Raw genomic sequence first — 12,628 nt, 5'->3', positions numbered from 1 at the left:
CGTTACGTTCTGCTTTTTTATTTAGTTTTTAAGAATTTATCTTCTCATCTTTTCGACCAAAACGACTGAATATTTATCAAGGTTTTTTAAGACAATATCACTACCTTTAACTACAGACTTTAAAGGTTTGTCTCCTAAATGAACAGGTAAATCTGTTGCTCTTGATAATCGCTCATCCAGCCCTCTTAGCATAGAACCACCACCTGTCAAATAGATCCCAGTGTTATAAATATCTGCCGAAATCTCGGGTGGGATTTCTGATAAGGTTTCCAGAATAGAATTTTCTATTTGCGCAATAGATTTATCTAAACTCTTTTCAACTTCTGTATAAGATAATGAGATTTGTTTTGGTTTTCCAGTAAGTAAATCTCTTCCTTCAACGGCCATATTCTTTGGCGGAACCTCTAAATAATCAACAGCAGCACCAATTTGAATCTTTATTCTTTCGGCCATATGTTCTCCAATATGAAGATTTCTAGATTCGCGGATATATTGTATTATGTCTTCGTTAAAAGTGTTTCCTGCTATTTTTACAGACTGTCCACTAATAATTTTTCCTAGAGAAATTACTGCAATTTCTGTTGTTCCACCACCAATATCAACGACCATATTACCTTTAGGTTCTAAGACATCGATACCTCCACCAATGGCAGCCGCGATTGGCTCATGGATAAGAAAAACGTTTTTAGCATTAAGACGTTTTGCGGATTCTTTTACTGCTCTCATTTCTACCTCGGTACTTCCGCAAGGGATAGAAATGATCATATTATATGATGTAGAAAAAACGGAAGCATTGATTGATGATAATTTTTTAATGAATGCTTTTAACATCTTTTCTGAAGCATCAAAATTAGAAATCACTCCATTCTTAAAAGGGTAAATGGTTTTAATATTCTTATTGATCTTACCTCTCATCATTCCAGCTTCGCGCCCTACAGCAATAATTTTTCCTGTAATTTGATTTATGGTAATGATAGAAGGATTGTTTATTGCAATTTTACCCTTGTGTGTAATAAGTGTATTTGATGTACCTAGATCTATTGCAATCTTATCTGTTAAAAAATCAAGGAAGCCCATAAGTTTGTGATTTGGTTAATGTATGTTGTAGATCTCGGGGGATCTGGTATTAAAAGTAACTTCTAGTCATGTAATAAACGTTTAAAGGTTTAATAACTTCGATAAAGTGTAATTATTGTGTATTTCTTGAAGTTTTTTACTTGTATACCTCTGTTTGATTTTATGTGTTTTGATTGTACTTAATTTGGTACGATACCTGGATACACTTTGTTTATTGAATCAAGACAAAAAAAACGGGGAAATTATAGGTTTTGAATGCGATATTAAAATTTGTTATAACTTTTTCGATTTAGGCTACCTTTTCATAGTAGTTTCATTTAATTTTGATTTTTGAAGAATATGAGTATACTTGTGTTCTGTAATAAAATTCTGAAATTTGAGCGATAAAAAGATAATTATAGCTATTGATGGTCATTCTTCAACTGGAAAAAGTACCGTAGCAAAACAATTGGCAAAGGCATTACAATACATTTATGTGGATACTGGAGCAATGTACAGAGCTGTTACATTATATGCTATGAGAAAAGGGTTTATTGGAGCAGATCATTTTGAGGAAGATAAGTTGGAAGAGGTATTACCAGAAATTAATATCCGATTTGAAGTAAATCCAAAGACTGGAATTGCAGAAGTTTTGCTTAACGGAGAGAATGTAGAACATGAAATTAGAACATTAGACGTTTCAAAACATGTAAGTAAAATAGCCGCAGTATCTCAAGTTCGTAAAAAATTGGTAGAACAACAACATCAAATGGGGGTAGAGAAAGGAATTGTAATGGATGGAAGAGATATTGGTACGGTTGTTTTTCCAAAAGCAGAACTAAAATTATTCATGACAGCGACAGCCAAGGATAGGGCAGAACGAAGGTTTTTGGAACTTAAGGTAAGGGATGAAAACATTACCTATGAAGATGTCTTAAAAAATGTCGTTAACAGAGATCATATAGATAGTACCAGAAAAGACTCTCCGCTTAGACAAGCTGGGGATGCTATCAAAATTGACAATTCAAATCTTACTTTGCAAGAGCAGTTTGAGCAAATTTTACAACTGGCTAAAACAGCCATAGCAAGAGCCTAACTTAATCTTTGGTTATCATATTTGCTCCTGAAAAATTTTTCATTTCAAAATCAAAATCAATAATCTCTTTAGACTGATAAAATCGAATCCTTTCTTTTGACCACTCAATGAGTTTGATATGCTCATTATTGTTTTTTAAAATTAAGATACGATTTAGTCGTAATAAGTCATCTCCAATTTGTTTGTGCCTTTGTATAGTAGTATCAGCGATTTCATAAAAAGGCTTTTCGATAAGTATTTGATACGATTTACCGTTATTCATTACAACTTGCTGCTTTGCCTCATAAATAATTGAGGTTTTTGATAAAGATTGTCCATAATGAGGGGCCGAAAAAAGTATAAAAACTATAAGTAGATATTTTTTCATACATCAGTAGATTATCAATTATTGCAACAAAATTACGGCAAAACCGTAATTATTTTATGTTTATTACAAAAATAATGCTTTTTTTCGATGAAATACACAATTTTGTTAAAAAATACTAGTATAAATTTGAATTAAAGATGATAAATATCTGGTAAACAATGTTTTTCGATAAGAATTAATCAAAGAGTTATGAGGAACATCTCAGGTAATTATTAATTCCAAAAGCTTTGAATTGTATACTGTGAAAATAAAAAAGACCACCTTCTAAAGTGATCTTTTTTATACGATAAGTAAAATTTATCTTTTATAGATTAGGGATGATTAATTCCTGATCAGGATGTATAACGTCTGGATTTTTAAGAATATTTGTATTTGCTTCAAAAATGGCTTTATATTTCATTGGATCACCATAATAATGTTTAGCAATTTTACTTAAGGATTCTCCACTTTTTACTGTATGTCTATGGTATACAGAAGTATCAGCTACTTTAATATCTGCAACAATATCAGAAGGAGATTCACCACCTATTTCTTTAATTTTATCCCAAAGTTGATTTTTTTCGTATTGAGTTTGTGCTGTCCCTTTTATTTTAAGTGTCCCGTTATCTTCAGATACATCACCATCTTGGATATTTAACTTTTGTCCTAAGTCAAGAACACCTTGATATTTAGCTTTTACCATAACTAAGTTGATTTTAAATTATTAAATTGATTTACTCAAATATAACAAATTACCACGTTGTTTTTATAAAATCTTTAGATTAATAATCATTAAATAATCGTTGAAATGCATAATTTATCTATATTCGGATAGGTTTTAATATTTTATCAATGTTTCGAAAGCGTTTCTACTATCTTATTCAATTACAATATTTAGGATTTAGATATCATGGTTGGCAAAAACAACCAAAGGTTAATACACTACAAAGAATGGTAGAGAGAACACTAAATTATGTTTTAAAACACAATGATTTTAAAATATTAGCGGCAGGAAGAACCGATGCAAAGGTATCTGCAAATCATGCGTATGTTGAACTATTTGTAGATCATAAACCTATTGATCTCGATGTTTTCTATCCTTTGTTCAATCAAAACTTACCACAAGATATAAGAGCGTTACATATCGAAGAGACTGATGAGCATTTTAACATCATACAGTCACCTAAAATCAAAGAGTATTTATATTTATTTTCATGTGGAGAAAAATTTCATCCCTTTTGTGCTCCTTTTATGTATAATATAATGGAGGAACTTGATATTGCTAAAATGCAAGAAGCAGCAAAGTTGTTTGAAGGAAAACACAATTTCAGATCGTATTGCCATAGGCCTTCAGAAAATACAAAACTGGAAGGTGAAATCCTTTATTGTGCAATCAAAAAAAATGATGTGTATACAGCCAATTTTTTTCCAGAAGATAGTTATCTTTTACAAGTGAAAGGCGAAGGGTTTAAAAGAAATCAAATACGCTTAATGATGGGGGCATTGGTCGATTTAGGAAAAGGAAAAATAGATTTAGATTTTATACAGCAAACTCTTGATCCCGATGCCGAAGAAATTGTATTAGAACATATAGTACCAGGATCTGGATTGATATTAAATTCGGTCGTACTTAAACCATAAATTGCATGAAAGTTGTTTCTACTAATATCGCTGAACCAAAAATTATTTCCTGGAGTGGTAAAGAGGTTAAAACGGGGATCTATAAATCCCCAGTGAACACCTCCATTTATTTAGATAAAGAAGATGTGAGTGGAGACCATGTAATTGATAAAAGGTATCATGGTGGAATAGATAAAGCGTGCTATCTATATGCCATTGACCATTACCCATATTGGAAAGAAAAATACCCAGATTTAGATTGGAATCACGGAATGTTTGGAGAGAATCTTACAGTAGCTGGGTTTGACGAACATACAATTAAAGTTGGTTCTATCTACAAACTAGGTGAAGCAATCGTTCAGATTTCACGTCCAAGGCAACCCTGTTATAAATTAGGCATTCGTTTTGGAAATCAAGGAATTATAAAGCAGTTTATTGATTCTTTGCTTTCAGGAGTATATGTTAGAGTTCTTAAATCTGGATTTGTAAGGGTTCATGATGAATTTATAATTGAGGAAGAGAATTTTGCTGGAATAACTATTGCTGAACTAAATACACTTATGTTTCATTTTGAAGAAGAAAAACATACTGAGTTACTGAACAAAGCTCTAAACGATCCTTTAGTATCGGATAGTGATAAGAAATACTTCAAAAAACAAAATTAACATCTAGTCTCAATATATCTTTACATATAAATCTAGTGATTTCGAATTTTGCTGAGAAGTTCTGAAGCCAGAATACCTTGGTTTTGTTCATTCGAATTTTCAATATTTTTAATCAGGGTTATGATATTATTGTTAGCAGGACAAGTAATGTTTAGATCTTTTGCAGTATTTACAATAGCTCCATTCAAATAATCGATTTCGGTTTTTTTACCCTGAGATAAATCCCACCACATAGAGGTTCTTACTGTAGGATCTATAGCCAGCATTTTGTTTGCAACCAAATTAAATAAAAAATTAGGTAGACGAAGCACAAAAGGTAAATACTTACCTGGTAATGCCGTTACCTTTGGTACAGAGATATCAAGTGCTTTGGTCACTAAAAGTAATTCTTTCATTAATTCGGCAATCACCAGGCGATAGTTTCTTTGCTGTAACATTGCTTTTACGGGGATGTTAGCCAATGCATTTACACTATTTCCTAAATTTAACTGCAGTTTTGCCCATAGTAATGCCTGCATTTCATCGGTTTGAGTAACGGGCATTATAGCGGTATTTAGTTGCTTTACTAAGCTTGTTAAAGCCTCTTCAGTTCCTGGAGATACTTCAATAGATAAGGCTCCTTCAGACCCGCGATGTAAATGCCCGGGTTTAATTTCGGCAACATTAAAAGGTACCATGACTCTAAGAATAGTGTTTTGCGGGTACTTTTGTTTCATAATTTGATCAGAACCCAATCCATTTTGACAACATAAGATAATGGTATCTGGACCAACTAACGGACTTATATCCTCACACGCTCTATCGACTCCTGTACATTTTACGGTTACCCATAAAAAATCAGTAAAGTTATTTTCGGTATTTTCAATTAAATCTTCGGGATCGAGAAAATCGAGATTCTTTACATACGCAGCATTGTCTAAATAATCGGTAAGCTTCAATCCATTACTGAGCTTTTTTTTGATGTGAGGGCGACACACTAATTTAGTATTATTCCCTAAAGAAGCAAGTACGCCTCCTAAAAAGCAGCCAATTAATCCGGCTCCAAAAACGATATGTGTTTGCATGAATAACTAAGTATTAGACGTTCCTTTTTTTAAAATAGCCAATGCCAGTTTAATAGTGTTGTAATCAATAGCTCCTTCAAAATATTCATAATATGGTTTTAAACCATCGGGATGATTAAGCTCTTCTTTTGCCTGTTGTATTGCTTTTATATCTTGTTTCTGTACAAACATATTAAGGTCGATATCTTCTCCTTCGTTATATAATTTCATAATATGTGAAAAAATAGTAGAAGCGGCTAACTTCCGCTGTATTGCAATTTCTTCAATTGATAACCCTTCTTTGTAGAGTGCCAATGTTTCTTTATGAGTGTTGCCTTTGTTTTGAGGTTTTTTCTTTGTCTTCTGAGCAGAATAATCAATTATGGTTTTGATAAACTGATATCCATAGTTTTGCATTTTTTGCTTACCAACACCACTAATTTGCAAAAACTCTTCATCTGTTGTAGGTTTATGCTGTTCCATCTCTTTTAAAGTAGCATCGTTAAAAATTTGATAAGCAGGTATACCGGCCTCTTTTGCCAATTTAAGTCTAAGCTCACGTAGATTGTCAAATAAAGTATTGGATTTTGTTTTCTTACTTTGCTCTACATGTGTTGCTTTTATTTTTTCAAATTCTTTTAGATGCGAAAGACTTACTTTTTCATTATTGAATAATACTTTTTTAGAGCGCTCTGTAAGCCTTAGCTTATTGTTTAGATGAAAAGCGATTTCTAAATAGCCTTGATTTATTAATTGAATAATATACTGCTGCCAATCTCTCCAAGAGATATCATTGCCAATACCATATGTTCTGAGTTGTTGATAGCCTTTATCATATACCGCTGCATTTTGAGCACCTCTTAGTACGTCGATAACAGTCCCTATGGGTTCTTGCTCTTTGATTCGAGTTACCGTTGATAATGCTTTTTGTGCAATGATGGTTCCATCAATGAAAGTTGGTGGATCTAAGCAAACATCACAATTTCCACAGTCTTTTTCAATTAACTCACCAAAATAACTTAGCAAAATTTTGCGCCGACAACTCAGGGATTCTGCATATTGCTTCATGCGATCCAGTTTTGCCAATTGCACTTCTTTATTGCCAGACATGTCTGCAAATTTTTGTAATTGCACTACATCTGCATAGCTATGAAATAATAGGGTGGAAGATGGTAAACCATCTCGGCCTGCACGCCCAATTTCCTGGTAATAACCTTCAATATTTTTGGGTAAATTATAGTGAATTACCCAACGTACATTAGATTTGTCAATTCCCATGCCAAAGGCAATCGTTGCACATACAATTTGTATAGAATCATTAATAAAATCTTCTTGCACCTTGGCTCTTTTTTCATGTACAACTCCAGCATGGTATGCCTCTGCATTATACCCCTGATTTCTTAATTTTTCGGCCAAGGTCTCTGTAGCTTTTCTGCTTAAACAATAAATGATTCCACTATCGTTTGGTTTATTGTCCAAGAAATTAAGAATCTGCTCTATTCTTTTATTTCCAGGCCTTACTTCTAAACTAAGATTTTTTCGATCAAACGAAGCCAAATGTTGTGTGGCATTAGAGATATTAAGTTGATCACAAATATCCTGTCGTGTTGCTTTATCTGCTGTCGCAGTTAAGGCTATTAATGGTGTATTTGGAAACTTATTCTTTAAGTATCCCAATTGAGTATATGCAGGTCTAAAATCATGACCCCAAGCCGATATACAATGCGCCTCGTCTACAGCAATTAAACTAACTTCAATTTGAGAAAGTATTGTGTCTAAAAAAGATAAACTCTCTGGAGCTACATATAGTAATTTGATTTGTTTATCAATAAGGTTTTGATAAATACTATGTTGTTCATTCTCGGTCTGACTACTATTTACAAACGCAGCTTTAATACCATTAGCTTGCAAACCATCTACTTGATCTTTCATCAAGGCAATTAGTGGTGAGATTACCAAAGTTATACCTGGCAGCAATAAGGCTGGGAGTTGATAACAAATTGATTTTCCACCTCCGGTGGGCATGATTACAAGGTTGTCGTTGCCCGCAAAAATGGAATCGATAATTTCTTGTTGCAGCGGGCGAAAACTGTCGTATCCAAAATACTCTTTTAACGTTGCTAAAATATGTGGTTGTTCTGGCATAAATACAAAGGAACAAAAATAGCATTGGAAAATAAACAAAGTGTGGTATTAAGACAAATTAGATTTTCTAAGGCTGAATCTGTTCACGGTTTAAGATTAGTAATGCCGAAAGTATACGAAATACCAGTTTCATTTTTTGAAACTGAGAAGTTATTAAATTATTGCTTTTCTATAAATTGTTCGATGGCACGGTAATATCTATCTGCAACTACTTTTGCACCAGTTTTGTTATAGTGTACAATATCAGCCATGAACTCATCATTCCATCTTTTAGCCATATTTACTGCCACTACTTTCGAAGTGTCTGTTGTTTGCATTTGAGCTACCTTTTTTATTTGACGGTTAAACAGATTAAATGCAAGAGTACTTTGAGGAGTCATAAAATCAGACCTTCCAGGAGCTATTTGTTCTATGAAAATAGTCACATTCTTATTGTGTTTTTGTAAAATGTTTATGATTCTATGAATATTTATAATTGCATTTTTTACACTAACACCTTTTAAGAGATCATTAGTACCTATTCCTAATAATACAACATCGGGGACACCGGCATCTTCTATAATTTGATGAATATTGGTTAATACATCTTCAGTTTTAAAACCACCAACTCCCGAATGATTTGTATCAAATTCTTTATCCATAAATTTAGGATTTGGAATTCCATCAATAAGAGGGCCGCTAAAATCAAAAGTCCAATTGTTAGCAACCAGATTTTTCCATAACTCATATCGATAACTTTCAAAAACTGGACTTGATCCTTGAACTCTGGAATCTCCCAAAGGCAATATTTTTATTCCCTCACCTATTATTTGGGTTGGTATAGGTTCTGGAACAGTATTGTTATCTTTAGAACAAGACAATAAGTTAATAGATATTAATAGAATAATTAATCTAAATATTTTAGTCTTCATTATATATTGTATTTAATGTCTTTATTAAGTAGAGACAACTTAGAATAATGTGACTTACTCTTTTTTATTATACGCTTTTTAGAAGAATACTCATTTAGGAAAAGTTAACTACCTCTACTTTTTTAATAGGTTTACTTTGTGTTATGATCCAAAAGAAAGTAGCTTCCAAAAGCAGAACTATTTCCAAGCTGTTAGATAAAAAGACTTATGGATGTGAGTAATGTGACAAAAAAATCGCACTGTAATTTTTGAAAAGTAAAGCGCAATTGTTTGTATTTTAGATAATATGTCTGAAGCTATTCTAACGATTCAGAACAATTAGTCATGATAATACTAATGTTTTGAACTTTGTAATCAGTTTCATTTTTTGAAACCAGGTAAGTTTTTTTGACTTACTTATAAGAGTAAAATAATGGGCACTGATAGAATAGCTAGATCTGCCAGCTATTTACCTTCTGTAACTTTATATTTTTTGAAAAGATATTTGTCTGGAATTTTGGATTCTTCAGTTTCGGGAGTAAATAAAGTGTTTGCAATCCACCATCTGTTTTCGAGAAAAACCAATTGGTAACTGTTTATTCCTCTTTTTTCATAGGTTCCAATTAGATTCTTACAGTAATAGCTCTGAAACACGGTTGCTATTCCATTAAATTCATTAACGGTTAATCCGATTGCGTATTCTTTAAAACCATCTCTGGAATAGAATGGACCAACCTTTCTAACAAATTCCTCTAGGTTCATTACTCTTACTTTTGATTTTCCTTCTTTGGTTTGAACTAGTGAAATTTTTTGAGCTGTTGGTAAAAACAAATTCCTATATTCTTCCCAGTTTCTATCTTCTCCAATATCTCCAGAAATTAACTCGATCATCTTACTCGTAATTCCGTCAATTGTTTTTAAGGAAAGTGTATCAATTTGGCAAATTGCTTTGAATTGAATTCCAATTAGAAATAATAGTACAACTATATTTTTCATATGATTAATCATGTTTTATTTGGCAAAAGGGTCTTGTGATGATACATTTTTAAATGTATAGCTTTATTCCACAATCTCACTGATTTGAACTATGGGTTGTGTATTGGTATAGTTCGGAATATCTCCAACAATTTTCTCTGCATTGGGGCCGAAAGCATTTTGATAAGCCGAAAGTGTATCGAAGTATAAATATCCGATGGCCAAATAGGGTATAGGTTCATTAGGTGTTCTGCCTGAAATTCCCTTGTCAATTTTGAATAGCTTTAAAGAGTCGCCTAATACGTTTGCAACCATTGGCATATGTGTATTGGAATAGTAGTCCATGTCAAATGTTTTTCCATCTCCGTTTGGATACAGAATCGTAACTTTAACCATTCCCGTTTTAATTTTTGCAGTATCGGTTGATTCCGCCTGTTGGCAACCACTAAGAAATACAATCATTCCAAGGGTTAGGAAGATACTTTTGATTTTCATTTTGTTGATATTTAATGATTTACAAAAAGTCTATGTTTTTTAAAGCTACTACTTTTTAATGGATCTTTTGGACTATGTATTTATTTTTTTATTCATTGTGCTAGTGTCATGAGAAAAGGTTGCCAGATCATTTTATCACTATTCTAGCTATATTTTTACTCATGCTCCGAAAGCTTTCTGTCTTCTTGAATTTCTCCAATATGGTAATAGGCTACAATTTGTTCAATCAAATCTTTTTTGAAATAATGCCATTCACTTACATCGAGTGTGAAATCCCCTTGAATCGCTTGATATCGAACACAGGCCTTAGTTTTTTCATATATTTCGTCGAGTAGATTAAAACGATATCCTAAAAATTTATCTTTATTATTTTGAACGAGGTTGATATAATTTTTTTTTCCATCAATTACTCCAAATGGGCTAGTATGTTTAAACTTTTCTGAGATTGGTAAATTCAAAAAATCACCTTCTTCCCATTTCTTAAACCATTGTTGTACTAAGTCTTTTGAATTCATTGTTAGGTTATTTTCAATTCGACTTTAATGAATTACATAAAGATAGTAATTCCAATACAGGAACAAGTATGAAAAGAAAAGAACAAAAAATTATTCAAATAAGTCAGAACTTAAATATCGATCACCACGATCACAAATGATTACAACCAAAACGCCACTTTCAAGAGTTTCGGCCAATTTTAAGGCTGCTGTTACTGCACCACCGCTGCTCATTCCAGAAAAAACCCCTTCTTCTTTAGCTAATTTTTTTGCCATTGTGGTTGCCTCCTCCTGACTTACTTCAATGACTTGATCAACCTTATCCGGATTAAAAATTTTTGGTAAGTATTCTTTGGGCCATTTACGAATTCCGGGGATTCTGGATTCATCTGTTGGTTGCACCCCAACAATTTGGATATCGCTAGATTGCTCTTTGAGATATGTTGATGTGCCCATAATCGTTCCAGTGGTACCCATTGAAGATACAAAATGAGTTATTTTACCATTGGTATCTCTCCATATTTCCGGTCCCGTTGTTTTATAATGTGCTTTCCAGTTGTCATTATTTGTAAACTGGTTGAGCATTACATATCCTTCCTTTTTCACCTTAGCTTCAGCATAGTCTCGAGCTCCTTCGATACCAATATCTTCAGAAGTGAGTGTAACCTTTGCGCCATAGGCACGCATGGTTTGTACCCGTTCTTTAGTAGAGTTTTCTGGCATTACCAGCTCAATGTCCAACTTAAAAATCCCGGCAATCATAGCTAAAGCTATTCCTGTATTACCACTTGTGGCTTCAATAAGTTTAGATTGCTGAGTAATATCGCCACGATCTAATGCAGATTTAATCATGTTATGTGCTGCACGATCTTTTACACTTCCTCCGGGGTTATGGCCTTCAAGTTTGAAGTATAATGTAATGTTAGGATTATCAATTAAAGAAGAAGCCTTAACTAGAGGCGTATTTCCAATAAGGTCTAAAATGCTATGTGACATTAAACAACTTTTTTAATCTTAATTTCTGCAGTGTTAGAAATAATTGAATTTTCTGGGACTGAAGAAGTAATCCATGCATTTCCTCCTATAGTACTATTAGCGCCAATAATTGTACTACCGCCCAGTATAGTAGCATTAGCATAAATGGTAACATTATCTTCTACAGTTGGATGACGTTTTACATTTCGAAGTTTTCTATCCACGTACAACCCTCCAAGTGTGACTCCCTGGTATATTTTGACATTATTCTTAATAATTACGGTTTCGCCAATAACAATTCCAGTTGCATGATCTATAAAGAATGAATCTCCTATTTCTGCTCCAGGATTAATATCTGTTCCTGTTAATCGATGAGAATATTCTGTCATTAATCTAGGTACCATTGGTAATCCGAACTTCAGTAGTTCATGACTTAGTCTATATATGGCAATAGCATAAAAACCTGGGTATGCCATATACACTTCTTCTATAGAATTTGCCGCAGGATCACTTTTCATAAATGCTTGTGCATCCAGATTTAACTTTTCCAGTATACCGGGTAATTTTTCTAGGTAGGATTGCCATAGTTTACTACACGGTTTTTCGGTTTCCCAACAAGCAAGATTAATGAGTTCTTCAAAAGTAACTTCAAGAAGATCTATATTTTTGGCAACTTCAGTATCTGTATCAAATAAAGTATAGAAAAGTAAGTTGGTAAAATATTCGGTTCTTTCTTTCAGCTTCAGCTTTAGATTTGGATTCTTTTTTTGCTCTTTGATTTTAGCAATAATTTCGTCTCGTTCTTTGCTCATCATTGTTTTTTTGAAA

General features: G+C 33.0%; 14 protein-coding genes. 3 read left to right on the top strand and 11 right to left on the bottom strand.

The features are described 5' to 3' along the window. Window positions 1–36: 36 nt before the first annotated feature. The gene (gene mreB / locus JJQ60_RS06480) at window positions 37–1,077 is read right to left on the bottom strand and encodes a rod shape-determining protein (protein ID WP_201917866.1); all 1,041 of its coding nucleotides are present in this window, start codon (window positions 1,075–1,077) and stop codon (window positions 37–39) included. A 376-nt stretch (window positions 1,078–1,453) separates the two neighbouring features. Between mreB and cmk the strand changes: the two genes are divergently transcribed. Next, window positions 1,454–2,152, top strand: coding sequence for a (d)CMP kinase (cmk, locus tag JJQ60_RS06475; protein ID WP_201917864.1), 699 nt, complete (start codon window positions 1,454–1,456; stop codon window positions 2,150–2,152). A 1-nt stretch (window position 2,153) separates the two neighbouring features. Here cmk and JJQ60_RS06470 read toward each other — a convergent pair whose 3' ends face one another. Continuing rightward, window positions 2,154–2,519, bottom strand: coding sequence for a hypothetical protein (locus JJQ60_RS06470; protein WP_201917862.1), 366 nt, complete (start codon window positions 2,517–2,519; stop codon window positions 2,154–2,156). 304 nt (window positions 2,520–2,823) lie between these two features. Continuing rightward, entirely contained in the window at window positions 2,824–3,201 is a 378-nt protein-coding gene (locus JJQ60_RS06465) for a LysM peptidoglycan-binding domain-containing protein (protein ID WP_201917860.1), read from the bottom strand. Window positions 3,202–3,350: 149 nt separating this feature from the next. Between JJQ60_RS06465 and JJQ60_RS06460 the strand changes: the two genes are divergently transcribed. Together JJQ60_RS06460 and JJQ60_RS06455 are read left to right on the top strand one after the other, a co-directional pair. Then, a complete protein-coding gene (locus JJQ60_RS06460; RefSeq protein WP_201917858.1) occupies window positions 3,351–4,139 on the top strand; it encodes a tRNA pseudouridine synthase A in 789 nt (262 codons plus the stop codon). Window positions 4,140–4,144: 5 nt separating this feature from the next. Next, the gene (locus JJQ60_RS06455) at window positions 4,145–4,783 is read left to right on the top strand and encodes an MOSC domain-containing protein (protein WP_201917856.1); all 639 of its coding nucleotides are present in this window, start codon (window positions 4,145–4,147) and stop codon (window positions 4,781–4,783) included. Window positions 4,784–4,815: 32 nt separating this feature from the next. On the opposite strand, the gene JJQ60_RS06450 is transcribed toward JJQ60_RS06455, so the two are convergent. From JJQ60_RS06450 to epsC, 8 genes are all read right to left on the bottom strand, one after another. Continuing rightward, the gene (locus JJQ60_RS06450) at window positions 4,816–5,847 is read right to left on the bottom strand and encodes a 2-dehydropantoate 2-reductase (RefSeq protein ID WP_201917854.1); all 1,032 of its coding nucleotides are present in this window, start codon (window positions 5,845–5,847) and stop codon (window positions 4,816–4,818) included. A gap of 6 nt (window positions 5,848–5,853) precedes the next feature. After that, window positions 5,854–7,971, bottom strand: coding sequence for a DNA helicase RecQ (recQ, locus tag JJQ60_RS06445; protein ID WP_201917852.1), 2,118 nt, complete (start codon window positions 7,969–7,971; stop codon window positions 5,854–5,856). Between the two features lie 158 nt (window positions 7,972–8,129). Further along, window positions 8,130–8,882, bottom strand: a complete 753-nt coding sequence (locus tag JJQ60_RS06440) for an SGNH/GDSL hydrolase family protein (RefSeq protein WP_201917850.1) — start codon at window positions 8,880–8,882, stop codon at window positions 8,130–8,132. Between the two features lie 444 nt (window positions 8,883–9,326). Continuing rightward, window positions 9,327–9,857 carry a hypothetical protein gene (locus JJQ60_RS06435; RefSeq protein WP_201917849.1) on the bottom strand — a complete coding sequence of 177 codons (531 nt, stop codon included), beginning with the start codon at window positions 9,855–9,857 and terminating at the stop codon, window positions 9,327–9,329. 63 nt (window positions 9,858–9,920) lie between these two features. Then, window positions 9,921–10,298 carry an EthD family reductase gene (locus tag JJQ60_RS06430; protein ID WP_236669054.1) on the bottom strand — a complete coding sequence of 126 codons (378 nt, stop codon included), beginning with the start codon at window positions 10,296–10,298 and terminating at the stop codon, window positions 9,921–9,923. 188 nt (window positions 10,299–10,486) lie between these two features. After that, on the bottom strand, window positions 10,487–10,846 hold the full coding sequence (locus JJQ60_RS06425) for a hypothetical protein (RefSeq protein ID WP_201917847.1): 360 nt from the start codon (window positions 10,844–10,846) through the stop codon (window positions 10,487–10,489). Window positions 10,847–10,936: 90 nt separating this feature from the next. Next, window positions 10,937–11,821, bottom strand: coding sequence for a cysteine synthase CysM (gene cysM / locus JJQ60_RS06420; RefSeq protein ID WP_201917845.1), 885 nt, complete (start codon window positions 11,819–11,821; stop codon window positions 10,937–10,939). After that, window positions 11,821–12,615 (bottom strand): serine O-acetyltransferase EpsC, encoded by a 795-nt coding sequence (gene epsC, locus JJQ60_RS06415; protein ID WP_394369535.1) that lies wholly within the window; start codon window positions 12,613–12,615, stop codon window positions 11,821–11,823. The genes cysM and epsC overlap by 1 nt, the downstream gene beginning before the upstream one ends. Window positions 12,616–12,628: the final 13 nt, after the last annotated feature.

Source organism: Aquimarina mytili (genome assembly GCF_016735115.1).
Classification (GTDB): domain Bacteria; phylum Bacteroidota; class Bacteroidia; order Flavobacteriales; family Flavobacteriaceae; genus Aquimarina; species Aquimarina mytili.
The sequence above is the reverse complement of the archived record's forward strand: the minus strand, read 5'-3'. Positions and strand labels throughout refer to the sequence as shown.

Bases quoted from the DNA above. Each gene is read 5' to 3' on its own strand.
- mreB (WP_201917866.1), bottom strand. From the start codon at position 1,077: ATGGGCTTCCTTGATTTTTTAACAGATAAGATTGCAATAGATCTAGGT.
- JJQ60_RS06470 (WP_201917862.1), bottom strand. From the start codon at position 2,519: ATGAAAAAATATCTACTTATAGTTTTTATACTTTTTTCGGCCCCTCAT.
- JJQ60_RS06465 (WP_201917860.1), bottom strand. From the start codon at position 3,201: ATGGTAAAAGCTAAATATCAAGGTGTTCTTGACTTAGGACAAAAGTTA.
- JJQ60_RS06460 (WP_201917858.1), top strand. From the start codon at position 3,351: ATGTTTCGAAAGCGTTTCTACTATCTTATTCAATTACAATATTTAGGA.
- JJQ60_RS06455 (WP_201917856.1), top strand. From the start codon at position 4,145: ATGAAAGTTGTTTCTACTAATATCGCTGAACCAAAAATTATTTCCTGG.
- JJQ60_RS06450 (WP_201917854.1), bottom strand. From the start codon at position 5,847: ATGCAAACACATATCGTTTTTGGAGCCGGATTAATTGGCTGCTTTTTA.
- recQ (WP_201917852.1), bottom strand. From the start codon at position 7,971: ATGCCAGAACAACCACATATTTTAGCAACGTTAAAAGAGTATTTTGGA.
- JJQ60_RS06440 (WP_201917850.1), bottom strand. From the start codon at position 8,882: ATGAAGACTAAAATATTTAGATTAATTATTCTATTAATATCTATTAAC.
- JJQ60_RS06435 (WP_201917849.1), bottom strand. From the start codon at position 9,857: ATGAAAAATATAGTTGTACTATTATTTCTAATTGGAATTCAATTCAAA.
- JJQ60_RS06430 (WP_236669054.1), bottom strand. From the start codon at position 10,298: ATGATTGTATTTCTTAGTGGTTGCCAACAGGCGGAATCAACCGATACT.
- JJQ60_RS06425 (WP_201917847.1), bottom strand. From the start codon at position 10,846: ATGAATTCAAAAGACTTAGTACAACAATGGTTTAAGAAATGGGAAGAA.
- cysM (WP_201917845.1), bottom strand. From the start codon at position 11,821: ATGTCACATAGCATTTTAGACCTTATTGGAAATACGCCTCTAGTTAAG.
- epsC (WP_394369535.1), bottom strand. From the start codon at position 12,615: ATGATGAGCAAAGAACGAGACGAAATTATTGCTAAAATCAAAGAGCAA.